Below are 25686 nucleotides of genomic sequence, written 5' to 3' on the forward strand. Positions count from 1 at the left end.
AGAAGACGTCAGGGACAATACCTGACGCAGCCGCGGTGACCCAGGATCAGCGCAGCGGTTCTGTCGCCGTATCGCCCTTGCATGGGATCGGCCCGCCATCCTTGCCGACCGCCTGCGTAAAGCTCGAACCGTTGCGGTTGATCACGATGCCATCGGCGCATTGCTGGTTGTGGTCCAGCCGGTAACTTGCCTGCACGGCAAGCTCTTGCTGCCGTTGCTTTTCCTGAAGTATGGCCTGCTCCGCCTGATATTGCCGAGCCTGCTCGTTCACCTGCTGGTAGGTGCTGGACAAGTCCTCGCGCTGCTGCTTCAGGTCGGCCGCCAACTGCGCCTGGTGTTGCTGGGCCTGAGCTTTGGCCTGCTGCGCCTCCAGTTCGGCGGCGCGGGCGGAATCGCGCGTGACCTCATCGGCGTGGCGCGCCTCGAGATACTGGGAAAGTCCATTCCAGGCGAGCACGGCGACGATCAAGCCCGCGGCGGCGGCGCCGATTTTCCACGACAACGGCATGGCCATACATTCCCCTAGCAAGATCATGAAAAATCCCGCACCCTCCGTACCCCGACGCAGCCTCGTCGGGAGCCGGTTGATGGAGTCTAGCAGGCCGAAAAAAGTGTCAGGGGCGATTCCCGACGGCTCCGTCGAAACTGTCCCTGACGCCATTCTTCCCTTGCCGGCACGCCGGCTGGGGCCCGGCCGGGGGCGCCGGGATATGCGATAGTTCATGCATCGGTGTTCCGGGCCGACGGTCGCATGGCACGTTATCGGAGTGGGAGCCGGGTCGCAGGGGAGCGGTTGGATTGCGCATGAATCGTTGGGTCAGGGGATGGGGGGCGCTCGTCCTGGTGGTGTGCGGCTTGCTGGCGGTGTCGCCGGCCCGTGCGCTCGACCCCGATCGGGCGATCGGGCAGCTGACCCACGTCTGGTACGAGAACCAGCTGCCGCAAGGCACGGTGTTGTCCATCGCCCAGGGCAAGGGCGGTTCGATCTGGCTGGCGACGTACGGCGGCCTGGTTCACTACAGCGGCGCGGAGTTCGACACCATCGACCCGCGCGTGGCGCCGGTGCTCAAGAGCACGGCGATCACCGCAGTCTATGTCGATCGCGCGGGCACGCTGTGGGTGGGCACGCTGAACGACGGGTTGTACCGCCGCCATGGGCGCGTGCTGGAGCCGGTGGTGTTGCCGGCGGACATCAAGAGCGTGTTTGGCATTGCGCAGGACCGTGGCGGCGCGCTCTGGCTGACCACCAATGCCGGCGTCGCGCGGATGGGCGCGAAGGGCATCCGTCTGCTCGGCCAGGAAAGCGGGTTTCCGCCACGCGGGTTCTATCACGCGATCGTGGCCGATGCGGCGGGCGGGGTGTGGATCGCCGCGGATGATTTCGGTGTGGTGCACTGGCTCAACGGCCAGGTCGAGACGTTCGATACCCGGCGCGGCCTGCCGACCAATGCCGTGCACAGTTTGGCGATCGACCATGCCGGCACCGTGTGGGTCGGTACGCAGGGTGGCCCCGTGCGTTACCGCGATGGGCATTTCGAGCGTGACCCGCGCCTGGCGGCGCTCGATGGGAAGCCCATCTATACCCTGCATGGCGACCGCGACGGCAGCATGTGGTTTGCGCCGCTCGGCGGCATGGGCATCTGCCGTCTGACCCGCGCACGCTTCGACTGCGACAATACGCTGAGCGGCCTGGTCGGCGAGACCGTACGCTCGATGTTCGAGGATCACGAAGGCAACCTCTGGATGGGGACCACCTCCAGCGGCATCCACCGGTTCAGCGATTCGAAGCTGGTCACCGTCACCGGGAAAATGGATTCCAACGCGGTGCGCGCCGTCTACCAGGATCGCGCGGGTACGCTCTGGATCGGCACCGACGGCTCGGGACTGTCGCGTTACGAGAACCAGGCGCTGATGCCGGCGACGGCGATCAACGCGAAGCTGTCCAGCCTGTTGCTGCGGGCGATCGAATCCGATGCGGCCGGCAACCTGTGGGTGGGATCGACCGACGGGGTGAGCCGGATCGCGCCCGATGGCACGGTGCGCAACTTCGGCGTCGGCGATGGGCTGCCCGGCACGATCGTGTTCGCGTTCGCGCCCAGCCGCGATGGCGGTATGTGGGTGGCGACCCTGCAGGGCGTGGCGAAGATCAGCGGCGACAAGATCAGCGTGCTGCAGGGCACGCGCGGCGACGACGTTCGCGCGTTGTACGAGGATCCGGCCGGGCGTCTGTGGATCGGCGAGCGCAGCGGCTTGCGTTGCCTGCACGATGGTGTGGTCGACCGCTGCGGTACCGATGGCCTGCCGGGCACGAGCGTGTTCGCGTTTCATGTCGAAGCCAATGGCGACCTGTGGCTCGGCACCAGCGTGGGCCTGATGCGCGTGCGCGGGCGGGCAGTGCAGGCCTTCGCCGAGCGGGCGGGCTTCTATGGCGACGCGGTGTTCGCGATGCTCGACGATGACGATGGCCACTTCTGGGTGAGTTCGAACCGCGGCATCGCGCGGTTTGCGTGGGCCGGCATCGATGCGCTCGACCGCGGCGCGGCCAGGCAGATAGAGCCGCGCTGGTACGGCAAGAACGACGGCATGCTTTCGCAGCAGGGCAACGGCGCCTCGCAGACGCCGGCATGGCGCACGAACGACGGGCGGATGTGGTTCGGCACGGCCAACGGCGTGGTCATCGTGGATCCGAAGCACGAGCGGGTGAACCGGATGCGTCCGCCGGTCGCGGTCGAGCGCGTGCTGGTGGACGGCAAGGAGGTTGATCCGGATCACGTCGGACGGATCGGTCCCGGCGTGGAACGCATCGAACTGCACTACGCCGCGATGAGCTATGTGGCGCCCGCCGCGGTGCAGTACCGCTATCGCATCGAGGGCTTCGACCATGGCTGGATCGACGCCGGCAACAGCCGCGTCGCCTACTACACCAATCTTCCGCCCGGCGACTACGTGTTCCGCGTGATCGCCAGCAACAACGACGGCGTGTGGAACGCCGACGGCGCCAGCGTGGCTTTCACGATCGTGCCGAGCTGGTATGCCACCTGGTGGTTCCGCGCCCTCGTCGCGGTGATCGTGATCGGCCTGCTCGCCATGGCCTACCGGCTTCGCGTGTGGCGCCTGCACGAGCGCGAGCGCGAGCTGACGCACGAGGTCGCGCAGCGCACCGAGGCGTTGCGCAACGCGAACGCCGAGCTGAAGCGCATCGCTGCGCTCGATGGCCTCACCCGCATTGCCAATCGCGGGGCGTTCGACCAACGGCTGCGCGAGGTCCTGAGCGAGCATGTGGCGCGTGGCACGTCGCTGGCCGTGCTGATGTGCGACGTCGATGCGTTCAAGGACTACAACGATACCTACGGCCATCTTGCCGGCGACGTCGCATTGACTGCAGTGGCGGGCGCGCTGACCAAGGTGCTGCGTCCGGCCGCGGATCTCGCCGCGCGCTATGGTGGCGAGGAGTTCGCGGTGCTGCTCACCCAGTGCGACGCCCACGCAGCTGCTGCGGTGGCGCAACGCATTCTCGAGGCGGTGCGCACGCTGGCGATCGAACATCGTTGCTCCGATGTCGCGCCGCACGTGACCATCAGCATAGGCATTGCCGCCATCGTGCCCACGGTCACGGACTCGCCGGAGCAACTGCTTCGCTGCGCGGACGAGGCGCTGTATCGCGCCAAGGCAGCGGGGCGTGACCGCATGGCTGGTGGCCCTGAACACGCCGGATGATGGCTCCGACCAGGAGTGGGAGGCCGCGGGCTCCGGCCCTGGCTTGATCAGGCTCCGGAAGGCTTCAGGCCGCCGTGGTGCGGCGTCAGGCGCAGGCCGCTGCTTCGGCAGACGTCGATGCGCGCAAAGAACTGCGTGCGTCCACCGTGGAAAGTGACGCGGAGGTCGCGCAGGCATCCGCCGGGTGGAACATCGAAGGTCATCGAGGTCAGGCCGCCCTGCAGCGGTTGACCCAGGGCGATGTCCTGGAAGGCATCGTGGTCGGCAGGTGCGATGGCGAGCGCGATGACACTGTCGAACGTGGCATTCACCAGATCGAAGTGCCGCGCGGGTCTGCGCACCGCGTCGGCGCTGGCGGCCGATGCAACGACGAGCTGGCTGCCAAGCGCGATGGCAAGCATGGCGACGAGGGCGGTGGCGCGGGTCGGATTCATGGGAGTGCTCCGGCTGGGGTGGCTTGCCGCCGGTGGCTCGTGCGCACGCGGTCGGCACCGTGATATGGCCGGATGGAGGCCTCCTGTGGAACCGGTTCGGGACGAATCGTCGTGGCGCGGTGGTGAATCGTAGTGGTGTGGTGTTTTGCTTTTCAGCGCTGCATGGCGCGCCTAGGATGTTCTCCAACTCCGCAGGATGCCGACGATGAAGATCCGTCTGGGCAACATGAAAATCGGCCTGTGGCCCTATCTCGGCCTGTGGACGGCGGTAGTCGTGTTGTTCGCGATGCAGAATTTTGTGGCGGATGCCTTGAATGGGCGCACGTGGTCGGCGTGGGATTATCTGCGTTGGTCGGGTATCCGCTGGTACACCTGGGCAGCGCTGGCGCCACTGGTGTTCCGGCTTGCCGAACGTCATCCCATCCAAGCGCCGCTGCGCCTGCGCGGCCTTGGCACCCAATGTGTCGCGAGCGTGGCGGTTACCTTGCTGGCGTTGGTGATCGGGGCGTTTGTTTCGACCGCGTTTGAGCCCAGCGGCTTCGACACGCAACTGCGCTATTTCCTGGGCTTCTATGTCGCTACAGGATTGCTGACTTATTGGGCCTTGTACGCAGTGCAGCGAGCCGTGCAGTTCTACGAAGAGAAAACGCACCGCGAAGTGGAAGCGAGCCGGCTGGCCTCGGAACTGGCGCAATCGCGCCTGCGTGCGTTGAAGTCGCAGCTGCAGCCGCATTTCCTGTTCAACACCTTGCATGCGATCGCGACGTTGCTGGACGAGGACGCATTGTCGGCCGAAGACATGCTGCTGCGCCTGAGCGATTTGCTGCGTGCATTCCTCGAGGATTACGACGGCCAGGAAGTGAGCTTGCGGCGGGAACTGATCCTGCTGGATCTCTACCTCGGCATCCAGCGCTTCCGCTTCAAGGATCGTCTCACCACGCAGATCTACATTGCCCCGGACACGCTGGATTGCGCCGTGCCCAGCCTGATCCTGCAGCCGATCGTGGAGAACGCCATCACCCATGGAATCGGCAAGCGGATCGGGGTGGACTGCATCGAGATCGAAAGCCGGCGCGAGGGCGACACGCTGTGCATCGACGTGCGCAACCGCAACAGTACGTTGGAGGTCGGGGTTGCATCTGCGGCGGGGCACGGTATCGGCCTGTCGAACACCGAACTGCGCCTGCGCGAGCTGTATGGCGATATTGCGCAGGTGCGCCTGGAGATGATCTGGCCCGAGGGCGTGGTCTGCCGGCTGCGCCTGCCGTTCCGCGCGATCGAGGAAGCTGACGATGCGCCGGAGGTCGAGCTTACGTGAGCATCGTCACCCTGGTCGTGGACGACGAGCCGATCGCGCGCCATGCCATCGTGCGGCTGCTGCGCGACGATCCCGAGATCGAGCTGCTGGCCGAGTGCGGTGACGGCGTGTCGGCGGTCGCGGCGATACGCAGCCAGTCACCGGACCTGGTCTTTCTCGACATCCAGATGCCTGCGATGAGCGGTATCGACGTGGTGGCGACGATTGGCGCGGAGCGCATGCCGGCGACGGTGTTTGTCACCGCCTTCGAGCAATACGCGGTGCGGGCGTTCGAGGCGAACGCGGTGGATTACCTGGTGAAGCCGTTCAGCCGGGAGCGATTCGCGAACACGCTGCGGCGCGTGAAGGCGCGGCTGTCCACCGGCGATGGCACGGGCGGGGCCGCTTCCGTGCAGATCCTGCAGGCGCTCGATGCCCTGCGCCAGCGCGACGACTACATCCAGCGCCTCCCCGTGCGCATCGACGAGCACATCAGCTTCATCGACGTCGACCAGATCGTGTGGATCAAGGCCAGCGGCAACACCGTGCAGATCCACCTGGCCGACGGCGTCCATGAAATGCGCGAGACCATGGGCACGCTCGCCGCGCGACTCGATCCGCGGCATTTCGCGCGGGTCCACCGCTCGGCCATCATCAACGTGCGCCGGATCCAGGCCATCCATCCGTGGTTCAACGGCCACCATGTCGTCACGATGGATACCGGCCAGAAACTGCGCATGAGCCGCTACCAGCACGAAACCTTTCTGCGCCTGGTCTCGGCCAGCAGTGGGAAGCGGGTGGAATAGGGATGCTGGCTAAACAGCAAGACGAAGCCATCCCTCGCCGTGGCCGGATTCTCTCTCGACGATCGGAGCCAGAAGCAAATCGGGCTACACAGTTTGCGCAGCGATGTTAACTTGTGCGAATCCCCTGGGTCTGCCTGTCGGAGTTCATGATGTTCGTTGCCTCTTCCTCCCGGTCGCCGTCTGGCGCGCACCGCACGTTTGCTCGTCTTGCCGTGGTCATTTCGATGACCTTCGCGACCGCCGCCGTCCATGCGCAGGATCCGCGAACCGACCAGGTGCCCCCGCCGCAGGACACGCCCTATGCCGGCACGATCACGCTTCATGTCGATGCCAGCGACACCGTGCAGGGGATTTTTCGCGTCCATGAAACGATTCCGGTGCAGGCAGGCGCATTGACGCTGCTGTACCCGCAGTGGATTCCCGGCGACCACTCGCCGACCGGCCCGATCGCCATGCTCGCTGGCCTCGAACTTCGCGGCAACGGCAAGCGGCTGATGTGGAAGCGCGACAAGTACAACGTGTACGCGTTCCATCTCGACGTGCCCGCAGGCGTCTCCACTGTCGATGCGACCTTCCAGTACATGTCCGGCCGCACCGACGGCGAGGGGTTCGAGATCACCGATCGCATGATGGACATGGAATGGAGCAAGGTGGCGCTGTATCCGGCCGGCTATTTTTCACGCGGGATCACCTTCGCGCCCAGCGTGACGCTGGCGCATGGCTGGCAGCTCGGCACCGCGCTGGAGACGGCCTCGCAGTCGGGCGACACGACCATCTTCAAGCCGGCGACGTTCAACAACCTGGTCGATTCGCCGGTCTACGCGGGCCAGTACTTCAAGCGGGTCGACCTCAACCCGGGCGGCGACGCGCCGGTGCACCTGGACATCGTCGCCGATGCGCCGAAGTACCTGGAGATGACGCCCGAGCAGTTGCAGGTGCATCGCGCGCTGGTGACGCAGGCGGTGAAGCTGTTCGGCTCGCACCACTACGACCACTACGACTTCCTGTTCTCGCTGTCGGATGTGCTGGACGGCAACGGCACCGAGCACCACCAGTCCAGCGAGAACGGCCTGGGCGCCGACTACTTCACGGCCTGGAGCGACAACTCGCCCGGCCGCGACCTGCTGGCGCACGAGTACACGCATTCCTGGAACGGCAAGTTCCGCCGTCCGGCCGACCTGTGGACGCCCAATTTCAACGTGCCGATGGGCGATTCTCTGCTGTGGGTGTACGAAGGGCAGACGCAGTACTGGGGTTACATACTCACCGCGCGCGCCGGCATGTGGACGCCGCAAGAGTTCCGCGATGCGCTGGCGATGGAGGCGGCCAATTACGAGCGCAACCGCGAAGGCTTTCAGTGGCGCACGCTGGAAGACACCACCAACGATGCGACCGTGGCGCGCCGTTCGAGCCTGCCGTACCGCAGCTGGCAGATGAGCGAGGAGTACTACAGCGGGGGCCAGATGATGTGGCTGGAAGTGGACGCCAAGCTGCGCGCGCTGACGAATGACCGCAAGTCGCTGGACGATTTCGCGCGCGCGTTCTTCGGCGTCGACAACGGCAGCTACGTGACCAAGACCTACACCTTCGACGACGTGGTGGCGACCTTGAACGGCGTGGCCCCGTACGACTGGGCGGGCTTCCTGCATGCGCGCGTGCAGACGTTCGATCCGCCGCTGGAGAACGGCATCGCCGCGACCGGCTGGAAGCTGGTCTACACCGATCAGGAAAGCGGCTACGAAAAGCAGTACAACAGCCGGCCGGAACCATCCCGCCATCTGTACAACTTCGCCTGGTCGATCGGCCTGACCATGAACGACAAGGGCGAGGTCAACGACGTGCGTTGGGACGGCCCGGCATTCAAGGCTGGCGTCAGCACCGGTGCCACCCTGGTCGCGGTGAACGGGCAGGACTATTCGAGCGATGTGCTGAAGAGCGCGATCGCGGCAGCCAAGGACAGCAAGGCGCCGATCCAGCTGCTGCTGAAGTACCAGGGCGGCTATCGCACGGTGCCGGTGGATTACCACGGCGGCCTGCAGTACCCGCATCTGGTGCGCATCGAGGGCACGCCGGATTACCTGAGCCAGATCATCGCGCCGCGCAAGTAGGGCGAGGTCAACAGCGCATTCGTGACAGCGCAAAAGTCACTTTCGAAGAACGTGGTCTCCACGCCATCCAGGGGCGGCCTGAATAACCCGTCATCCCGGCTTCCGCTGGAATGACGGGCAAAGGCTCATGCAGACCATCCCTGATTGACGGCGACTACTTCGCGGTGCCGTCCGCTTGCTCCAGCGCCTTCACCGCATTCAGCGTCTCTTGGACATGCTTGGTGGGGCTGAGGCTGGAATAGACGTAGGTGATTTTCCCCGACGGCGCGATCACGTACGAGGTGCGGTCCGACCAGCCCGGCTTCAGCAGCAGCAGCGCGTCGTATTGCTTGGCGATCTTCGCGCCCTCGTCGGCAGCGACCGGGAACTTGCCGCTGCAGTGGTCGGCTTCCTTCGAGAAAGCCGCCAGCTGGTCGAGGTTGCCCGCGGTGACGCCGATCACGGTGGCATGCGCCGCCGTGAATTGGGGAATGGCCTGCGAGAACAGGTGCGCTTCGACGTTGCAGCCCGAGGTGTGCGGGGCAGGGAAGAAATAGACCACCACCGGGCCTTTCTTCAACGCGTCGGCGAGCTTGAACGTGAAGGGCTGCCCGGCCAGATAAGCCGGCGCGGTGAAATCGGGTGCCTGGGTGCCCTCCTTCAGTGCGGCAAACGCGGGCGACGCGAGCGTGGCGGTACCGACGAGGGCGAGGGCTGCAAATTTCAGCAATGACTTCATGGGTGTGACTCCTGGGGAGACGGACGGGTCAGCCTGTTTATACGCCAGATGTGCGTGGGTGGATGCTGTCTGAACGAGGTCACATCACGACGAGGACTCCCGCTCATGCCGGGGGCGAGGCGTTGCGGAGCCGTGGAGCGTCTGGGGATGACGAGTTATTCAGGCCATCCCTAGCTCGCGTCGGAGTTTGGGGTTTTCGTTTCTTGATCCCCGCCTGGCTGCCAATGGAACACTTCGTCGACCCGTTTGCCGAAGAGATGGGCGATGCGGAAGGCGACGTCCAGCGAGGGCGAATAACGCCCCTGTTCGATCGCGGCGATGGTTTGCCGCGTCAGCCCCACGCGTCGACCCAGCTCGGCCTGCGTCATGTCCTGCGCCAGGAAGCGCAGCAGGCGGACCTCGTTGGTCATCGACTCAGCGGGCAAGGCGCGGCTGCCGGTAGCCGAGCAGGATCAGCGCATAGCGCGCCGTCTCGGTCAGCACGATGAAGAACAGGGCCGCGTTGACGAGCTCCCACCCACCGTTGTTGAACGGCATGACCATGCCGACCACGATCATGCCCGTCAGCAGGATGAAATACGCGGTGCGGGTCGCGCGCCCGTCGATGGCACGGTCGCGCTCGTCCTGGAGGAGCGGATCGCCAGCTTCGTGCCGCTTGATCACGAGCAGGCCACAGATATAAGCCACGGCATGGAAACTGGCCACCACGGCTAGGCAGCCGATGCGCTCCAGCATGGTCGGCTGCAGGTACGGAAGCCCGATCTGGGCCACGAAGTAGATGCAGTAGGCGGGGCACATGCTCCACAAGGCGAGCCAGGCCCGTTTTTGAAGTGATGACATGATTCGATCTTCAGGTCAGCTACGGTGTACATAATGTCAAACATACATAACATCATGTCAAGCATTTTAACCAGGTGGTCCGTGCGGAGCCGCCTCGGTTCGCAGGCCCTTGCCTAGCGCCGTGTCGCCAGTACGCCGTCCAGCGCCAGTTGCGCCTTGAAGCCGGCTTTCTCCAGCCGCTTTTCCACCTCGCGCGGGACATCGCGTCCACTGGTGAGCTTGTTCGGGCTGCCGGTGTAGTGGAACAGGCGCCCACCCCGGCGCAGCACGCGTGCAAGCTGGTCGTAGAACGCCTGCGAGTACAGCTCGCCGGCGATGCCGAAGCGTGGCGGATCGTGCAGCAACGCGTCCACCGAGGCGTCGGCGATCTGCGCGACCGCCTGCGACACGTCGGCGTGGGTGAGCTGAAGCCGGCCACCGCTGGCGGGCGCGTCCGGATCGGGCGACCACGGGTTGAGCGTGCGCAGCCACAGCACATCGGCGTTCTTCTCGAACGAGTGGATGCGAGCGGCACCGGCCTCCAGGCAGCAGGCCGCGAAATAACCGAGGCCGCCGCAGGTATCGAGTACCGTCTTTCCGCGCGGCTCGATCAGCGCCACCTTGCGGCGCGCATCTCCGAACGGCGATTCCTTCGACGTCGGCAGCATCTTGATGCCGTCGATCTCGAAGGTGGGTGCGCCCCATTCGGTAGGTACCAGCTTGATCAGCGCGCCGGAATATCGCGCCACCGGCATGAACTCGTCGCCGTCCCAGACATGGATCGTGCGGTCTTTCAGCGCGTGCGGATACGGATAGCGCTGACCCCGCCATTGCCAGGAGTCTGCTTCCAGCAGCACGTTGCCGATCGAGCGACCCAGGTCCAACGAGCCGGTCCATTCGCCTGCACCGGTATCGCGGGCGGCCAGCAGTGCCTCGGCGATCGGGTGCGTGAGCAGGGGGCCGGAATAGTGCGACACGATGGGCAATCTCCTTGAAATGGCCGCAAAGAACCGGCGACAGTTGGCCACGATGCGACGAGGGGCGGCATCGTAACCCGCCGCGCGGCTGGAGTCGTTGCATGGGCACGTTTCCAACGTGAGATCAAAGCCGTCAGCGGTCGTTGCAGGAACGTATGTGCGGCTGATCGGCCCGGCCCAGGGAGGGCATGGCAGGAGGTAACTCAGGCCCGCTTTCACCGCAGCGCCCGGCATCGGAACAAACGCCGAGGGGCGCACGCGCCCCTCGGCTTCCACGCTTGTCAGCTGGATTTCAGCATGCCGCGATCGGGCGTGCTCAGTTCGACTCGGTGAACTTGATCGACGGCGACGATCCACCGGTGGCAGTGCAGCTGCCCAGGTTCAGGTTGTTGCTCTCGCCGGTCGAGCCGGCGTTCGAGGCGCACGTCGGCGTGGCGGTGCTCCCATCGCTTACTGCGAGATTCACCGTGATCGACGAGCCGGAGTTGAACACCGCTTCCGATCCGCCGGCGTTGCCGACGACGTTGAATTCCGTCTGGTCCCAGGCGCTCGCGATATCCAGCACGCTGTCCTTCGCACTGAGCGTATAGGCGGTGGTGCCGTTGGTGAACACCACCGTGTCATTGCCGCCGGTTTTGGCCGTACCGGAAATCTTGAGGTTGGCCAGCTGGGTGGCCGGCACATCCGGTGCCGTTACGGCAGAGCTGTTCTTGTAGCAATCACCGGAGCCGTCGCTGCCGAATCCGCTCGGGCAGCTGGTGCCGCCGTAGCCGAGCAGCCAATACTGGATGAAAACGGCTGCCTTGCCCTTGGTGCTGTAATCCGGGGAATAGATGAATTGCTGCCAGACCGTGCAACCCGAATGGCTTTTGCACGCGCTGGTGGTCTTGTTGTAATTCGAATTCACCTGCAGCGTGTATTCGTTCGGGCCCAGAATGCCGCCGCCACCGAATGCAGCGACGCCAACGCCTTTTTCAGAAGTCACGCCCGTGACCGAAGGAAAGGTTCCGGTGGCGCTGCTGATCAGTCCCGAAACCTCGATGGCATAGTCATTGCCATTGCCCGTGGTCTGCGTGCCACCAGCCGCGCTCTCCGAAAGCCTGGTCAAGGCGTTCGGGCGCCGCGGCAGGGGGTGGGAAAATGGTTGTACCTGGGTGCATGCCACCTGCTTCCAGAGAATGCTGGGAAATGTGGCCTGGAAGCAGCCTTCCGACGGCGCCGCCATGCGGACCATGTCCTCGTGCCAGCTTTGAATGGCCTGGGCCTGCACCATCGAAGGGACTTGAGCTTGATCAACGCCGTTCTCGACGGCAGGAGCGGCAAATGCCGATGGAAGCCAGGCCGCACCAACGAGACTTGCAACAATCGCGATCTTGATCATTCGGCGTGCGCCGAAAGTCTTTGTGGAATGCATGTGTTTTTCCCCATTGGAAGCAAAGTGTAGTGGTCGTCGGACTTGGATTATCCAAGTCCACCGGTATTCCCAAAACAAAATACAACCCGGAGCCCCTAACTCCGTATCGCCATGCGATGGCGACCGCCGTACGCTAGCGGCTATCGCGGCTATTTGGTAGCTGCAAGTTATTGCGTGCCGTTTCAATAAGAAGCTAAGGAGTTAATGAGGATGGCGGCGATTAACTGAATGGCCGGTTCGGCGGTATCCGGCGGCTGCTTTCGATCTGCTACATCCGGAATGGAGACGGTGGTCGGCATCCACTTTTCCGGGATGGATCTGCACGACAATGCTGTGGCCACGCACTCTTCTCGGCGCTGCATGCAACGTCGGCCAGGGCCGCCGCTTTTTCGCTGAAGGGCATGGGCCTATGCTGTGGTGACTGCGGCACATGCCGCGTTGCTCCGGAGTTGTGCCATGACGAAGAAATTCATTCGGTGGTTTCCGGTGCTCCTGCTGGCTGCAGCGCTGCCCATGCTCGCGCAGGCGATGGATACCGACGCGGTATCGAAGCAGGTCGGCACGGCCAGTGCACATGCCGGGATGGCGCTCGGCGCAGCGGATCTGAAGACGGCGCATGCGCATCTGCACCATGTGATCAACTGTCTGGTCGGACCGTCCGGCAAGGAATTCGACGCCCAGGAGGCAAACCCGTGCAAGGGTCAGGGGCAGGGTGCGATCGTCGATGCCAAAGGCGATGCGGCCAGCGAATCCAGGTTGCACGCTGCGTTGACCGAGGCCGAACATGGCTTGAAGAGCACGACGCTGGACGGTGCGCATGCGGACGCGCAGCAGGTCTTGACTACCCTGCAGGCCAAATAAAGTTCAGCCTCGCCAAAACAGGATCAGGCCAGCACCAGGCGCGTTGGGTTTTGTCGGGCGCCGCGGGCCTTGCAGTTGCGCGATACTTCGGCGATGAACAGATTCTTGTTGGGCTGCTGCTTGCTGCTGCTGATCAACCAGGCGTTTGGCGCCGACACGCCGATGCCCTCGGCGCGAACCATCGTGCTGGTGCGGCACGGCTATTACGTGCCGGACCCTGCCCTGGGCGACCCGCCGGGGCCGCATCTGGCGCCGATCGGCGTGGCGCAGGCGCAGCTGGTGGGCGCGCGCCTGGCCGGCCTGCCGATACGTTTCGATGCGATGTATGTCAGCCCGCTGCAACGTGCGCGCGACACGGCGGCGATCATTGCCGGCGATTTCCCGGGACGTCATTTCGAGGTGGTCGACGATCTTGCCGAATGCACGCCGCCGACCCGGCGTACTGAGATCATGGCGCGCGAAAAGCCGAAGGATCTGGCGGCCTGCACAGCCCGGCTCGACCGGGTCTTCGACCGCTACTTCAAACCTGCCATGGGCGGTGAACGCACCGAGCTGTTCGTGTGCCACGGCAACGTGATCCGCTATCTGGTCACGCGTGCGTTGGGCGTGGATACCAAGGCGTGGCTGGAAATGTCGGTGGGAAATGCCAGCATCACCAGAATCCGCATCGAGGCGGACGGTCGCTTCAAGGTCATCGCGGTAGGCGATGTCGGTCATCTGCCACCGAGCATGCTCACCGGGGCGACCGGTGACGGCGAACGTAGCCTGGCGATCCCGCCGTTGCCCGTTCATTGATCTGCCTGCGGCGAGAGCTGGGGCCCGTGCTTCCAGGTATTCCTGGGTTAGACCATGGGACACTTCAATGGAAGACGGTTCCCGGCCAGCGGTCTCCGACAGGCACAGGCCAGCGCGACATGGACTCATGGCGTCGCCACGCTTCAAGCCGTGCGTTCATCAACGATGCCGGGCAACAAGTAGAATGATCGAGCCAGAGTGATTTTTCCTGTCAGGAAATGTCTCTGTTCCCTTTTCCCGTGACAAGGAAAAAAGTTGATGGAAAATTCTCGCCCGATACGGCGGATGCTTTGGCATCCGCATCAGAAGTTGTGGAACTGGGACCTGGTCGACAAACTGAAGGCTTCAGGGCACACGCGTTTGGCGGGCGCGCTCATTCCGCTGGATTCAATGCTGCTTGCTGCGAAAGCCATCATCCGCCGGATATCCCGGCTGGGCCCTTTTGCGTGGCGCAAGTTGGGCAGCAGCGACATGTCCGTGCTGTACGTGGATTGCGGTGTTCACACCGAGGGCAAACAGATTCGCCTCGTCCATCAATGGTTTTCGTCCAGCGTCGAACTGCGTATTCTCGGATTCGAGGCGAGTCCGCGACACTTCCCGGATGCCGCGGCCAATCTGGCCGATATCCCACGTCTGGATCTTCGAAATGTCGCCTTGGTCGGCCCCGATTTCAAGGAGGCCACCATCAGGCTCTATCGCACAGCCGGTGACGGAAAGGGCGATTCGTTATTCCAGGAGCGGGGGGAGGAATACGACGAAGTACCCACCGCGCGGCTGTCACGAATCCTCCGCGAGCTGCCTGCCGACCTGGTCGTCGTGCGCATGAATATCGAGGGCGCGGAGCAATTCGTTGTCGAGGATCTGATTGAGGCGGACATGGTGGACCGTGTGGCCGCGTTCTACGGGATGTGGGACGACCTGTCGAAGATCGACCGGGCCAGGGACGAAGCGTTCAGGAAGCTGTTACGCCACCACGCGATCCATACGCTGACTTTCAACGATCGGGATGCGTGGCACCCGCTACGCCACTGGGCGATACACCTGGATATCGATACTGTTCTGCAGGAGGGCAAACGTCGGCGCAGCCGAACGATGGCGGGCGAATTGAATTCTGCAGTGCGTCGCCCAAAGCAGTAGGGCGGTGCAGGCACTGCACACCTGTCACGGGTGGTGGCTGACGCCGTGGCAGCGGACAGCGAAAGGGCATGTTCGGTGTTATCGCCGTGCTTGGTGTCTGCGCCATGGTGCGGTGTTCGCCACAGATCCGCATTGCTATGTCAGGCACGCATTCATTTTGCCCGCGCGGCTTGCAGCGGCTGGCCCGAATCATCAACGCCGGCATGGATTCTGAACCGCGTTTGTCTTTTGCCCCTTTAACCTACGGACTCGTCGTAGACTCGGCCAAACAGGGGGCCAGCTGCTGCAGCCATGACACATCCCGGGGCATGTGACGAACACGCGCAGGAGCAGCGCCCTCCGTGGAGCGAGCATGGTGCGTCCGATCGGCGTGCGATGCTCACCGAGATCCTGGCCCAGGTCTCGATCGAGGCGCTGCAGGGCGATACGCTCGAAGCCATGCTCCAGCGGATTGTCGATTGCGTGGCACGACGGTTGCCCGTGGCGATTGCCAGCATCATCCTGCTCAACGACGCGGGGACGCATTTCGTGCAGGAGGTCTGGTCGGGCATCGAGCTTGACCTGCCCGGTGAGCTGCCGTGGCCGGTGACGGTCGGTGCCTCCGGCCGCTGCGTGCGCAGCGGCGAGGCCCAGTTGATCGCCGACGTGGAGGCGGATGCGGATTACGTGCCCGGCAACTGCCGGGTGAAATCCGAGTATCTCGTGCCGATCCGGCATCGCGCGCACCTGCATGGCGTGCTCAATCTCGAAAGCATCTCCGCGGACTTCTTCACGCCGGAGGTGTGTGCGATGTTCGATGCCGTCGCGCTGCAGATCGCCGGTGCCGTCCACCTTGCGCGCGTGGTGCGCGAGCTGGAACTGGCCAACCTCAAGCTGGAGCAATTGTCGATGAGCGACGGCCTCACCGGTATCGCCAACCGGCGCAGCTTCGACCAGCGTCTTGCGCAGGAGTGGCTGCGGCATGCGCGGGCGGGAGAATCCCTGGCCTTGCTGCTGGTCGATGTCGATTGCTTCAAGGCACTCAACGACGCGTGCGGCCATGTGTTCGGCGACGAATGCCTGCGCGTGCTGGCGCGCCTGTGCGCCGAGATCGCGGATGGCACGCAGGCACATGTCTCACGCTATGGCGGTGAGGAGTTCGTGCTGTTGTTGCCGGGCTGCGATCTGCACGAGGCCCGGCGGCTTGGTATAGACCTGTGCCGCCGTATCGAGGCCTTGGCCATCGACCATCCCGCCTCGGTCGTGGCAGACCACGTCACCGTCAGCATCGGCGCGAGTGCTGCCCGTCCGGACCCGAGGCAGCCGCCGGAATCCCTGATCGTGGTCGCTGACCGTGCGCTTTACGAAGCCAAGGCCAAGGGCCGTAATGGCGTCGTTGCGATGCTTTGCGCGTAACCGTGGGCCGTTTCGATTCGTAATGCATCGGTGTGCAGGTTGGAGTTTGCGTTGCCGACCCAATCTATGCGCCATCCCATCCACCGGACAATGTTGTCGGCTTCGATCAGGGTGTCGGTTCAAGCCGGGGCGGCGTCTCAAACAGGTGAAGCTCATGAACAAGTACAGCAAGCATCCCGATGCCATCGCGAAGCTCACGCCGGAGCAGTATCGCGTTACCCAGCAAAGCGGCACCGAGCGGCCCGGGACCGGCGAATACCTGGACAACAAGCAGCCGGGCATCTACGTCGACATCGTCTCGGGCGAGCCGCTGTTCGCCTCGTCCGACAAATTCGAATCGGGCTGCGGCTGGCCGAGCTTCACCCGGCCGATCGAGCCCGCCAATGTCAACGAACTGCGCGACGGCAGTCATGGCATGATCCGCACCGAGGTGCGCTCGGCGCACGGCGACAGCCATCTCGGGCATGTGTTTCCCGATGGTCCAAGGGATCGTGGTGGCCTGCGTTACTGCATCAATTCGGCCTCGCTGCGCTTTATTCGTCGCGACGACATGCTGGCCGAGGGCTACGGCGATTACCTGGATCAGGTGGAGGACGTGCGATGAGCACCGAACGTGCCGTGTTGGCAGGCGGCTGCTTCTGGGGCGTGCAGGATCTGCTGCGCCGCTATCCCGGTGTGATCTCCACCCGCGTCGGCTACACCGGCGGCGACGTGCCGAACGCGACGTATCGCCATCACGGCAGCCATGCGGAAGGCGTCGAGATCGTCTTCGATCCGTCCACGCTGAGCTATCGCGCGCTGCTGGAATTCTTCTTCCAGATCCACGATCCGTCCACGCCGAACCGGCAGGGCAATGACCGCGGCAGCTCCTACCGTTCGGCGATCTTCTACACCTCGCAGGAGCAGAAGAGGGTGGCCGAAGACACCATCGCCGACGTGGATGCCTCCGGCCTGTGGCCCGGCAAGGTGGTGACGGAGCTGGCGCCCGCGGGCGACTTCTGGGAGGCCGAGCCCGAACACCAGGATTATCTCGAGCATTATCCCAATGGCTATACCTGCCACTTCGTGCGGCCTGGCTGGAAACTGCCTCGGCGCGAAGCGGCCGGCTGACGTTGCAAACAGGTGGCCGTGGAGGCGCTGCCCATGCTGCGGCCGGAGTCGGGCCGCCATGCTTGCGATCAGCGCAGCGTGATGTTCCCCTGTGGCTTGCTGCCGCATGTCGATTTCTGACGTGCCCGTTCGACGCAAGAGTGAGGCTGCCGACCAGGCGGCACAAACCCGCCATCAGCGAGGTCCACGCATGAACAAGGCGTCCATCGAGCATCCGATCGTGGCGCCGTCAGGTCGGCATGCGCACCGCGAGCGGCGCTGGCTGGCCTTGCTGGTGCTGTGCCTGGGCGTCCTGATGATCGTGCTCGACACGACGATCGTGAATGTCGCGTTGCCATCGATCAAGGCGGACTTGAAATTCTCCGAGACGACGCTGGCCTGGGTGGTGAATGCGTACATGTTGACCTATGGCGGCTTCCTGCTGCTTGGCGGCCGGCTCGGTGATCTTTACGGGCATCGGCGCGTGTTCCTGATCGGCATCGTGGTGTTCACGCTGGCATCGCTGGCCTGCGGGGTGTCCACCACGCAGGCCGCGCTGGTGGTTGCGCGCTGCGTGCAGGGGCTCGGCGGCGCCGTGGTAACGGCGGTGGCGCTGTCGCTGATCATGGATTTGTTTACCGAAGCGGCAGATCGCGCCAGGGCGATGGGTGTCTACGGTTTCGTCTGCGCCGGCGGTGGCAGCCTCGGTGCGATGCTGGGCGGCGTGCTGACCAGCAGCCTGAGCTGGCATTGGGTGTTCCTGGTCAACCTGCCGATCGGCATCGGCGTGGTCGTGCTTTCCCTGCGGCTGTTGCCGGCGGTGTTGGGCGAGGCGGCATCACGGCATCTGGATGTGCTCGGTGCGGTGAGCGTGACCGCCGCGCTGATGCTTGCCGTCTATGCCATCGTCAACGGCAACGAATTGGGTTGGACATCGCGGCGTACGCTCGGGCAACTGCTGGTCGCGGTCGTCTTGCTGGCGCTGTTCCTGCTGGTTGAAGCGCGCGTGCGCGTGCCATTGATGCCGCTTCGGCTTTTCAGGCTGCGCAATCTTGTGTTGTCCAATATCGTCGGCGTGCTGTGGGCGGCAGCGATGTTTGCGTGGTTCTTCTTGTCCGCGCTCTACATGCAGCTGGTGCTCGGCTATGACCCGATGCAGGTGGGGCTGGCCTTCCTGCCAGCCAATCTGATCATGGCGGCATTCTCGCTGGGGATCTCGGCGAAGCTGGTGATGCGCTTCGGTATCCGTCGCCCGCTGGCGCTTGGCCTCCTGCTGGCTGCGGCGGGCTTGCTGCTGTTCGCGCGGGCGCCGGCCGCAGGCCGCTTCGTGATCGATATCCTGCCCGGCATGGTGCTGCTTGGCCTGGGTGCCGGCATCGCACTCAACCCCGTGCTGCTGGCCGCCATGAACGATGTGTCGCCCGCGGAGTCCGGTCTGGCTTCCGGCGTGGTCAACACGGCTTTCATGATGGGCGGCGCACTGGGCCTGGCCATTCTTGCCAGCCTGGCGGCTTCCCGCAGCGGAGTCCTGCTGGCGAGCGGCCTTGCGGCGCCCGCTGCGCTTGCTGGCGGCTACCAGGCCGCTTTCCTGGCGGGGGCCTGTTTCGCCGTGCTTGGCGCGTCGCTTGCCGCTGCGCTGTTGCGCACGAACGCGGGTGTGAGGGAACGCGACCAGCCCGTATCGATGCCTTGAATGCCAGCCGTCGCCCGGGCGCATTCCGATGCCGGAATGCGCCCCTTTGAAGTGTCGCTTAACGCACACCACCGCCGGCAAGCAGCTGCTCGCCGGTCAGCCAATACGAATCATCCGAAGCCAGGAACACGGCGATCGAGGCGATGTCGTTCGGTTGGCCGAGTCGACCCAGCGGGGTTTGCGCGACGGTGCCCGCTTCGAAATCCGAACCGATGAAACCGGCAGCATGAGTGCCTTCGGTTTCGATCATGCCCGGGTTCAGCGCGTTGACACGGATTTTGCGCGGGCCCAGTTCACGCGAAAGCACACCGGTGATGGCGTCCACTGCACCCTTGGTGCCGGTGTAGATCGCGCTACCCGGTGGAGTGATGCGGGTGACGACCGAGCCGATGTTGATGATGCTGGAGCCCTCGCCGAGATGCTTGCTGGCGGCCTGGGTCGTCAGCAGCAAGCCGAGCACGTTGATGTTGAAGTGCCGGTGGAAGTCTTCCTCGGTGATGCTCTCGAGCGGGGAGAACCCGTAGACGCCGGAATTGTTGACGAGGATGTCCAGCCGGCCGAACTGCGCGATGGCCGCGTCGACGATGGCTTGCGCATCGGCGGCCTTGGAGACGTCGCCGCGCACGGCAACCGCCTTGCCGCCGGCTGCGCCGATCTCGGCGACGACGCTTTCGGCGCCGGTCTTGCTGGAAGCGTAATTGACGACGACGGACGCGCCGGCGGCGGCCAGTGATTTGGCAATGGCCGCGCCAATGCCTTTGGATGCGCCAGTGACGATGGCGACTTTACCGGTGAGCTTGCTCATGACGTTTCCTGCGGTGGGTGGTGGTAATGTTCTGTACTCCATTAGTTCGTAACTTATGAACTATGGAACTAGATGTCAAGGGCTGCTACCATCAAAACCATGAGGCCGCTGATTCACCCAACGATCGAAGACATCACCGTCGAGGGCATCCTGCATGCCTTGTCCGATCCTGTGCGGGTGGCGATCTACGCGGAACTGGCGGGTGCGACGTGCACCAACATCTGCTCGAACTTCCTGCAGATCAGCGACCGCAACATCCCCAAGTCCACGCTTTCACAGCACTTCCGCGCGCTCAGGGAGGCTGGGCTGGTGCGTAGCGAACGGCATGGCGTGGAAATGCACAACACCAGCCGTTGCCATGAAATCGAGCAGCGCTTCCCTGGATTGCTTCCCGCGATCTTGAACGCACATCGCGTCCAGGCTGCGGGCCGTACCCGCGCCGTCAAGCGCAAGCAGGCCACCGCCAGGAAGCAGGGCGGCTGAGACGGGCGGCGAAGGAGCGGTGTGCGCTTTTCGGCGGCGGCACTCCGGATCAGGTGCCGGTCCTGGGTGCAGCAAACATCAAGATGGTGATTTCCTTGCCCTCGGGGATTTCCAGGGCAGGTGTGCCCAGCGCGGCGACGCGCGTTTTGAACGCGTCGAGTTCCTCGCGCTGGCCCATCGCCGAACGACCGTTCACCGCCCAGACGCGGCTGCCTTGTTTCCAGCGCGCCAACGCCACGTCGAATCGAGGCGTTACCAGTGCGGTGCTGCCGATCGGCGTGGCGTCCTTTGGCTGCAGCACGGCGAGCATGGTGGGCGCATTCGGATCGCCGGTGAATACCGTATCGCCAGGGCGGACGTTGGCGGCCAGCGTGGCGGCGGCCTTGTCCCAGCGCGGTTTCGTCTCGGTCCTGTAGACCGGTGCAAGATTGACCGCGCACAACAGCAGGAGTGCCGCAACCGCTGCCGGTACGATTCGGCGTGGCAGCGCGGTGGCGCCGATCCCGGCCAGGATGAAAAACGGTGCCGCGCTCCACAGGATATAGCGCGGCAACACCATGGACTTGACCAGCGAAATGGCCAGCAGCAACAGCGGCAATGCCGCGAAGCCCAGCAGCAGGACGCGGCCTTCCAGTCGTCCGCGCATGCGGAACAACCCGATACCGCCTAGTACGGCCACCAGCAGCCCGAGCAAGGGCACGGCCGTGGGCAGCACGCTGAAACGCACTACGGCAGCGATACGCATCAGGTAAGCACTCTTGGCGGCGACCTGGAGATTTCGCCAGCTCAAGGGAGGGATCCAGTCGAATTTCTGCAGCATCTGGCCATCGCTGGCCGCCAGTATCGCGCCGTAAAAGGGCACGCAGCACGCGAGGATGACTGCCAGGCTCAGCAGCCAGTTGTGCCAAAAGCCCGTGCTCTGCGCTGGCGGTTGGGTGCCGCGCAGGCTGCGCCAGATCAGCAACATCGAGATGTTGGCGGCAATCAGCCAGGGAGCCGCATCGCCGAGCACATCCAGTGCGGCGATCGTGCCGACCACGTAGGAAACCCAGCCGCAGCGGTCGAATCCGGCGTGGCGGATGCCCAGCGAAGCCCGCACGGGATTTTGCGCAAGGCGCACCAGGCCCCACAGGGCGACGGTGATCAGCAAGGTGACGAGCGTATACGAGCGTGCCTCCTGGCCGTATTGCACCTGCAGCGGCGACAACGCCATCAACAGGCCAGCGACGATCGCGGCACTGCGGCCGCCGATGCGTCGCGCAATGACGAACACCATGCCTGCCGACAAGGCGCCGAACAACGCCGACGGTATCCGCAACCATGCGTTGGCTGAATCCAATTGCGAGAACAGCTGCAGCATCAGGAAATAACTCGGCATGTGCCGGTTGCTGAAGCTGTCGGCGATCAGGCCACCGAGGTCGAGATGAATACGCTGATAGGTCAGTGCCTCGTCGAGCCAGAACGGCTGGCTTTCGATGTGCAGCAGCCGCGCCGTCAGGCCGATGAGCAGGATCGACAGCACCCACGCGATGTCGCCCGTCGACCATGCTCCGACGGCGCCGGCTTGCTGCGGATCGCTGGCCTTGAGTGTGTTCACGTCGAAGCAGCCATGGTGATTGCAGTGGTGATACGAACAGCCATGGCACGGCGCGGCATGGATGGGTAGTGTTTCACGGGCGTGACAGTTCGGCGGTCTATCCAGGCAGGAATGTGGAATCTAACGCGGCTGGAATGAATCGGTTGTCTGCAAGGTGCGGTGGGTTGGGACGCGTTCAGTGCGGGGCTGGCGATGGCGGAGCAAGGATGTGTAAAGCGCACGGTCCGACTTCGACCCGGAATGATTCCGCACGGCGGATCTGCGCGGGTGGATCGGTGTCGCACGACAGGCAAGCGCGCATATTCACCTGGCGTATCGAGCCGGTTCGCTGATTCGATGCATGGATGATTGCGGGGTTTGATGGACGCGCCATCGTCCGGCGCGCGGCTCAAACAGCCAGCGCCAGGAGCATGCGCCTCCTTTGCATGATCAGGATCAGTGAAAACAGCGTGCTCCGGCCCAGCCGCGCCCTCCGGCTGGCGTGATCGTCCGGCACGGACGCAGGTCGTCAGGCTGATGCTGTCGACCTGACCGGCGGGTGCATCAGGTCGGGTAGTCGAGCCTTGGATACCAGTTGGTGCCGCGCCCTTCGGGTGTGACGTCGAGGATGGTCCAGAGCGGCATCAGGTCGGGTGCGCCGCGTGCATCCTGGCCGGGATCGGCGCTTTCCGAACCCATCTCGCCGCTCCAGAAGTGGCGGATCGTGCCGTCGCGGCGGGTGAACACAGTGAAGGCTGCGTCGTCGCCGCCGTTCTTGTCGATGCCGTGATAATCGCGGCTGAAGTTGCCGTTGCTGTCGGAATACAGCCTGAGGTCGCGCCAGCCACGCTCCTGCTTGAAGGCGGCGAGGCGTTCGATCGGCGAGCGTGCGACCACGGCCAGCGCGATGCGTTGGTGGATGTCGCGGGCCTCGCCGTCCCACGCGCTCAGCAGCGACGTGCACATCGGGCAGGGCCGCTCGCGCTGCGGGCCGAACATGTAGCTGTAGACGACCAGGGTCTGCTTGTCGCCGAACAGGCCGGCGAGGTCGAGCGGCCCGTGTTCGCCTTCGAAGCGGTAGTCGCCGGTCACCTCGCCGCCGGGCGGAAGTGCGCGGCGTTGTTCGGCGACGCGTTCGATGTGCCGGCGCAGTTCGATTTCCTCGATGAACAGCGCATTGCGCGCGCGACGGTACTCCGCGCTTTCGTTAGGGAAGCGCATGCCGTTGCGTTTGGCCAGTTCGGCAGCGGGAACAAGTGCGGATGTGTCGGTCATGCTCAGTCTCCGGTTGGGGCAGGCATCCATCGTTTTGATTGATGCGCAACGGATCAATCGCGATCGGGTGCGCCGAGCGGGAACAGCGGGCGATACGGGCGTGCTTCGTCGACGGCACGCGCGAACGACGGTCGCGCCAGCAGTCGCTTCCGGTAGGCGATCACGTTGGCGAATGAGGCGTCGATGCGATGCGTCCAGTCGGCATAGAACAGGAACGGCGCGGCGCCGCAATCGGCGAGGCTGAAGCGGTCACCAGCGGCCCATTCACGGTCGGCCATGACCTTGTCGAGCCAGCCGTAAGCGGTGTCGAGCGTGTGGCGTGCTTCGGCCACACCGCAAGGGTCGCGATCGGCTGCGGAGCGCAGGCTGTCGGCCACGATTTTCTGCTGCGGGGTCGAGATGTAGTTGTCGAAGAAGCGATCCATGCTGCGAACCTCGACCGCGGCGCGGGCATCCGCAGGAAGCAGCGACACGGGGCCTGGGTGATGCAGGCCGAGGTGCTCGATGATGATGCTCGCCTCGGCGACCACGCGGCCCTCGTCCACCAGCACGGGAAAGCGCCTCAGTGGCCAGAGCGTCGCGAATTCCTCGAACAGCTGCGGGTCGTCTTGTGACAGCCGGCGCCATTCGAACGGCGTGTCGTTCTCGTACAACGCAACCAGCGCTTTCTGGCAGTAAGAGGAAAAGGGGTGGGCGTAGAGCTTGAGCGTCATAGTGGATGGCCTCGCGCGCGTGGTTCTTCCCGTACGACGAATGGGCATTCGCGATATCGACACGGTGCGGCTGAATCGGGCTGGTTTCTGTTGTCGCTGCTCTGGTCCAGCGGACATGTCGAGCAAGAGTATGGAGCTGCCCACGGCTACGATGCACGATGGCAGGTGGAATTCCGGGCGATTGAGCGATTGCTCAAAGAGCATCGCTATGTCGTGACGAGCAACGGTTGCTCAACCAGCGCGCGATGCAGATTTTGCAACGCGGTCAGAAGTTCACCCGGCTCGCGCATCGACTTGCGCGCTGCACCGACGGCCCGGCGCACTGCGCCAGGTGTTTCGCTTTTGTGGATCAGGGCGATCGCGGGATCGCGGCAAGCCACCAGCGCATCCACCCAGTCGGCTGGCTGCAATGCCTGGAAGCTTCTTGTCGCCAGACGGCTTGCCCGAAACGCTGGGGCCAGCTGTTCGACGGCGGCAACCGCGGCGACAAAGCCGGCGGGCGTTCGCACGGGCTGCGCGGGATCCAGCGCATCGGCGAGGGCCGCCAGTGCATCGGCCAGGCGTCGGCGCAGCACGGCGGTCGAGCGCACGGGCAGCACGAACCAGGCGGAGAGGATGCCGATCACGGCACCGATCACGATTTCCTCCAGCCGGGGCCACAGGACGAGCGGTGCCGACGTACCGGAGAAACCTTGCAGCAGGGCCAGCGCAAGGGTGACGAACAACGCCCACCATGCGTAACCCAGCGGGCGCAGCCACACGCCGAGAAAAATGGCGACCAGGATCAGCGCGACGGTGCTCGAGTCGTGGGATCCGAGATGGACGGTGAACACCAGGGCGATGACCGTGCCGGCCGCCGCACCCAGCACGCGCAGCATGCTTTTGTACACCACATCCAGCCGGCCACGATTGCCGCTGATGACGATGAACGCAGTGAGCACGATCCATGCCCACCGCTCGGCGAAAAAGACGTAGCCGACGATGAAGGACACGGTGAGCGCAACGGCCATCTGGATGGCCATCCGGGTGCTCGCCACCGGGCGCATCGAACTTTCACGTTCCGATATGACCGGTGGACGTTCCGCGACACGCGCCGGTGGCAGAAAGCGCAGGCGACGAGCGAGCGCATGCAGTGCACTTACCCACAGCAAGGCCAGCAGTGCGATGAGCACGGGCACGATCGGCGCCGGGATGGCGCCGATGGACGCCGCCCGGACATGCGGCGTGGTGAGCAGCACCACGAACGGCAACGCGATGAGCGAGCCGGCGCGCCGTGCCATGGGACCGAACCGGCGCAGCCAGATCGACACGAACATGCCGGCGACGAAGACGAAGGCACCGAGCCACGGCACGCGATGCAACAAAATGCCGACACCGACCGCGACCAGGCCGACGACGGGAAGCGCGATGGCCGCCTCGATGCGGCCTCGCAGATCGCGGTCGAGGTGGCTGCGCGAGAGCGAGAGACACAACACCACGGCAAGTACCGCTGGGCCCGGCCCGGGTGCGATTGCCAGCGCGCACAACAAGGTGGCGATGGCAGCCAGCATGGTCACACTGGCTTCCCGCAGCGC

General features: G+C 64.5%; 24 protein-coding genes. 12 read left to right on the forward strand and 12 right to left on the reverse strand.

Annotation, left to right across the window (positions count from 1 at the left end; genetic code table 11):
• Positions 1-46 precede the first annotated feature (46 nt).
• Positions 47-514 (reverse strand): hypothetical protein, encoded by a 468-nt coding sequence (locus B0E46_RS16570; RefSeq protein WP_077556822.1) that lies wholly within the window; start codon positions 512-514, stop codon positions 47-49.
• 290 nt (positions 515-804) lie between these two features.
• On the opposite strand from B0E46_RS16570, the gene B0E46_RS16575 reads away from it, so the two are divergent.
• Entirely contained in the window at positions 805-3717 is a 2913-nt protein-coding gene (locus B0E46_RS16575) for a two-component regulator propeller domain-containing protein (RefSeq protein WP_077556823.1), read from the forward strand.
• Between the two features lie 47 nt (positions 3718-3764).
• Here the strand turns inward: B0E46_RS16575 and B0E46_RS16580 are convergent, their stop codons facing one another.
• A complete protein-coding gene (locus tag B0E46_RS16580) occupies positions 3765-4151 on the reverse strand; it encodes a hypothetical protein (protein WP_077556824.1) in 387 nt (128 codons plus the stop codon).
• Between the two features lie 205 nt (positions 4152-4356).
• Between B0E46_RS16580 and B0E46_RS16585 the strand changes: the two genes are divergently transcribed.
• From B0E46_RS16585 to B0E46_RS16595, 3 genes are all read left to right on the forward strand, one after another.
• Complete coding sequence (locus B0E46_RS16585; protein WP_168171237.1) at positions 4357-5469, forward strand: histidine kinase; 1113 nt, start codon at positions 4357-4359, stop codon at positions 5467-5469.
• Positions 5466-6254 carry a LytTR family DNA-binding domain-containing protein gene (locus tag B0E46_RS16590; RefSeq protein ID WP_077556826.1) on the forward strand — a complete coding sequence of 263 codons (789 nt, stop codon included), beginning with the start codon at positions 5466-5468 and terminating at the stop codon, positions 6252-6254. The genes B0E46_RS16585 and B0E46_RS16590 overlap by 4 nt, the downstream gene beginning before the upstream one ends.
• Positions 6255-6403: 149 nt before the next feature.
• Entirely contained in the window at positions 6404-8362 is a 1959-nt protein-coding gene (locus B0E46_RS16595) for a M61 family metallopeptidase (protein WP_077556946.1), read from the forward strand.
• A gap of 154 nt (positions 8363-8516) precedes the next feature.
• Here the strand turns inward: B0E46_RS16595 and B0E46_RS16600 are convergent, their stop codons facing one another.
• The 5 genes from B0E46_RS16600 to B0E46_RS16620 all read right to left on the reverse strand — a co-directional run bounded on the left by B0E46_RS16600 (position 8517) and on the right by B0E46_RS16620 (position 12290).
• Complete coding sequence (locus tag B0E46_RS16600) at positions 8517-9080, reverse strand: peroxiredoxin (protein WP_077556827.1); 564 nt, start codon at positions 9078-9080, stop codon at positions 8517-8519.
• Positions 9081-9250: 170 nt separating this feature from the next.
• Positions 9251-9490: a helix-turn-helix transcriptional regulator gene (locus tag B0E46_RS16605; protein WP_077556828.1), complete on the reverse strand. Its 240-nt coding sequence runs from the start codon at positions 9488-9490 to the stop codon at positions 9251-9253.
• A gap of 4 nt (positions 9491-9494) precedes the next feature.
• Positions 9495-9851: a hypothetical protein gene (locus tag B0E46_RS16610; RefSeq protein ID WP_139350597.1), complete on the reverse strand. Its 357-nt coding sequence runs from the start codon at positions 9849-9851 to the stop codon at positions 9495-9497.
• A gap of 182 nt (positions 9852-10033) precedes the next feature.
• Positions 10034-10876, reverse strand: a complete 843-nt coding sequence (locus B0E46_RS16615; protein ID WP_077556947.1) for an MnmC family methyltransferase — start codon at positions 10874-10876, stop codon at positions 10034-10036.
• Between the two features lie 316 nt (positions 10877-11192).
• Positions 11193-12290 carry a hypothetical protein gene (locus B0E46_RS16620; protein ID WP_254425191.1) on the reverse strand — a complete coding sequence of 366 codons (1098 nt, stop codon included), beginning with the start codon at positions 12288-12290 and terminating at the stop codon, positions 11193-11195.
• A gap of 456 nt (positions 12291-12746) precedes the next feature.
• Here B0E46_RS16620 and B0E46_RS16625 point away from each other — a divergent pair, with 456 nt between their 5' ends.
• The 7 genes from B0E46_RS16625 to B0E46_RS16655 all read left to right on the forward strand — a co-directional run bounded on the left by B0E46_RS16625 (position 12747) and on the right by B0E46_RS16655 (position 19260).
• Positions 12747-13151, forward strand: a complete 405-nt coding sequence (locus B0E46_RS16625) for a hypothetical protein (RefSeq protein ID WP_077556831.1) — start codon at positions 12747-12749, stop codon at positions 13149-13151.
• 93 nt (positions 13152-13244) lie between these two features.
• Entirely contained in the window at positions 13245-13946 is a 702-nt protein-coding gene (locus B0E46_RS16630) for a histidine phosphatase family protein (RefSeq protein WP_077556832.1), read from the forward strand.
• A 258-nt stretch (positions 13947-14204) separates the two neighbouring features.
• Positions 14205-15083: a hypothetical protein gene (locus B0E46_RS17820; protein WP_168171238.1), complete on the forward strand. Its 879-nt coding sequence runs from the start codon at positions 14205-14207 to the stop codon at positions 15081-15083.
• A 291-nt stretch (positions 15084-15374) separates the two neighbouring features.
• Positions 15375-16478, forward strand: a complete 1104-nt coding sequence (locus tag B0E46_RS16640; RefSeq protein ID WP_077556834.1) for a diguanylate cyclase — start codon at positions 15375-15377, stop codon at positions 16476-16478.
• Positions 16479-16632: 154 nt separating this feature from the next.
• Positions 16633-17082: a peptide-methionine (R)-S-oxide reductase MsrB gene (msrB, locus tag B0E46_RS16645; protein WP_077556835.1), complete on the forward strand. Its 450-nt coding sequence runs from the start codon at positions 16633-16635 to the stop codon at positions 17080-17082.
• Entirely contained in the window at positions 17079-17588 is a 510-nt protein-coding gene (gene msrA, locus B0E46_RS16650) for a peptide-methionine (S)-S-oxide reductase MsrA (protein WP_077556836.1), read from the forward strand. The genes msrB and msrA overlap by 4 nt, the downstream gene beginning before the upstream one ends.
• Positions 17589-17778: 190 nt before the next feature.
• Positions 17779-19260, forward strand: coding sequence for a DHA2 family efflux MFS transporter permease subunit (locus tag B0E46_RS16655; protein ID WP_077556837.1), 1482 nt, complete (start codon positions 17779-17781; stop codon positions 19258-19260).
• A gap of 58 nt (positions 19261-19318) precedes the next feature.
• Here the strand turns inward: B0E46_RS16655 and B0E46_RS16660 are convergent, their stop codons facing one another.
• Complete coding sequence (locus tag B0E46_RS16660; protein ID WP_077556838.1) at positions 19319-20065, reverse strand: glucose 1-dehydrogenase; 747 nt, start codon at positions 20063-20065, stop codon at positions 19319-19321.
• 99 nt (positions 20066-20164) lie between these two features.
• On the opposite strand from B0E46_RS16660, the gene B0E46_RS16665 reads away from it, so the two are divergent.
• Complete coding sequence (locus tag B0E46_RS16665; RefSeq protein ID WP_077556839.1) at positions 20165-20548, forward strand: helix-turn-helix domain-containing protein; 384 nt, start codon at positions 20165-20167, stop codon at positions 20546-20548.
• Between the two features lie 49 nt (positions 20549-20597).
• On the opposite strand, the gene B0E46_RS16670 is transcribed toward B0E46_RS16665, so the two are convergent.
• The 4 genes from B0E46_RS16670 to B0E46_RS16685 all read right to left on the reverse strand — a co-directional run bounded on the left by B0E46_RS16670 (position 20598) and on the right by B0E46_RS16685 (position 25662).
• Positions 20598-22145, reverse strand: coding sequence for a glycosyltransferase family 39 protein (locus tag B0E46_RS16670; RefSeq protein WP_077556840.1), 1548 nt, complete (start codon positions 22143-22145; stop codon positions 20598-20600).
• A 543-nt stretch (positions 22146-22688) separates the two neighbouring features.
• Positions 22689-23399, reverse strand: coding sequence for a DUF899 family protein (locus tag B0E46_RS16675; protein ID WP_077556841.1), 711 nt, complete (start codon positions 23397-23399; stop codon positions 22689-22691).
• Between the two features lie 53 nt (positions 23400-23452).
• The gene (locus B0E46_RS16680) at positions 23453-24112 is read right to left on the reverse strand and encodes a glutathione S-transferase family protein (RefSeq protein WP_077556842.1); all 660 of its coding nucleotides are present in this window, start codon (positions 24110-24112) and stop codon (positions 23453-23455) included.
• 206 nt (positions 24113-24318) lie between these two features.
• A complete protein-coding gene (locus B0E46_RS16685; RefSeq protein WP_254425201.1) occupies positions 24319-25662 on the reverse strand; it encodes an FUSC family protein in 1344 nt (447 codons plus the stop codon).
• Positions 25663-25686: the final 24 nt, after the last annotated feature.

Origin of the sequence: Rhodanobacter sp. B04 (assembly GCF_002001125.1) — a bacterium.
Taxonomy (GTDB): Bacteria; Pseudomonadota; Gammaproteobacteria; order Xanthomonadales; family Rhodanobacteraceae; genus Rhodanobacter.

Excerpts from the sequence above, each read along its gene's own strand:
- B0E46_RS16570 (WP_077556822.1), bottom strand. The coding sequence starts at position 514 with ATGGCCATGCCGTTGTCGTGGAAAATCGGCGCCGCCGCCGCGGGCTTG.
- B0E46_RS16575 (WP_077556823.1), top strand. The coding sequence starts at position 805 with ATGAATCGTTGGGTCAGGGGATGGGGGGCGCTCGTCCTGGTGGTGTGC.
- B0E46_RS16580 (WP_077556824.1), bottom strand. The coding sequence starts at position 4,151 with ATGAATCCGACCCGCGCCACCGCCCTCGTCGCCATGCTTGCCATCGCG.
- B0E46_RS16585 (WP_168171237.1), top strand. The coding sequence starts at position 4,357 with ATGAAGATCCGTCTGGGCAACATGAAAATCGGCCTGTGGCCCTATCTC.
- B0E46_RS16595 (WP_077556946.1), top strand. The coding sequence starts at position 6,404 with ATGTTCGTTGCCTCTTCCTCCCGGTCGCCGTCTGGCGCGCACCGCACG.
- B0E46_RS16600 (WP_077556827.1), bottom strand. The coding sequence starts at position 9,080 with ATGAAGTCATTGCTGAAATTTGCAGCCCTCGCCCTCGTCGGTACCGCC.
- B0E46_RS16605 (WP_077556828.1), bottom strand. The coding sequence starts at position 9,490 with ATGACCAACGAGGTCCGCCTGCTGCGCTTCCTGGCGCAGGACATGACG.
- B0E46_RS16620 (WP_254425191.1), bottom strand. The coding sequence starts at position 12,290 with ATGCATTCCACAAAGACTTTCGGCGCACGCCGAATGATCAAGATCGCG.
- B0E46_RS16625 (WP_077556831.1), top strand. The coding sequence starts at position 12,747 with ATGACGAAGAAATTCATTCGGTGGTTTCCGGTGCTCCTGCTGGCTGCA.
- B0E46_RS16630 (WP_077556832.1), top strand. The coding sequence starts at position 13,245 with ATGAACAGATTCTTGTTGGGCTGCTGCTTGCTGCTGCTGATCAACCAG.
- B0E46_RS17820 (WP_168171238.1), top strand. The coding sequence starts at position 14,205 with ATGGAAAATTCTCGCCCGATACGGCGGATGCTTTGGCATCCGCATCAG.
- B0E46_RS16640 (WP_077556834.1), top strand. The coding sequence starts at position 15,375 with ATGACACATCCCGGGGCATGTGACGAACACGCGCAGGAGCAGCGCCCT.
- msrB (WP_077556835.1), top strand. The coding sequence starts at position 16,633 with ATGAACAAGTACAGCAAGCATCCCGATGCCATCGCGAAGCTCACGCCG.
- msrA (WP_077556836.1), top strand. The coding sequence starts at position 17,079 with ATGAGCACCGAACGTGCCGTGTTGGCAGGCGGCTGCTTCTGGGGCGTG.
- B0E46_RS16655 (WP_077556837.1), top strand. The coding sequence starts at position 17,779 with ATGAACAAGGCGTCCATCGAGCATCCGATCGTGGCGCCGTCAGGTCGG.
- B0E46_RS16660 (WP_077556838.1), bottom strand. The coding sequence starts at position 20,065 with ATGAGCAAGCTCACCGGTAAAGTCGCCATCGTCACTGGCGCATCCAAA.
- B0E46_RS16665 (WP_077556839.1), top strand. The coding sequence starts at position 20,165 with ATGAGGCCGCTGATTCACCCAACGATCGAAGACATCACCGTCGAGGGC.
- B0E46_RS16675 (WP_077556841.1), bottom strand. The coding sequence starts at position 23,399 with ATGACCGACACATCCGCACTTGTTCCCGCTGCCGAACTGGCCAAACGC.
- B0E46_RS16680 (WP_077556842.1), bottom strand. The coding sequence starts at position 24,112 with ATGACGCTCAAGCTCTACGCCCACCCCTTTTCCTCTTACTGCCAGAAA.
- B0E46_RS16685 (WP_254425201.1), bottom strand. The coding sequence starts at position 25,662 with ATGCTGGCTGCCATCGCCACCTTGTTGTGCGCGCTGGCAATCGCACCC.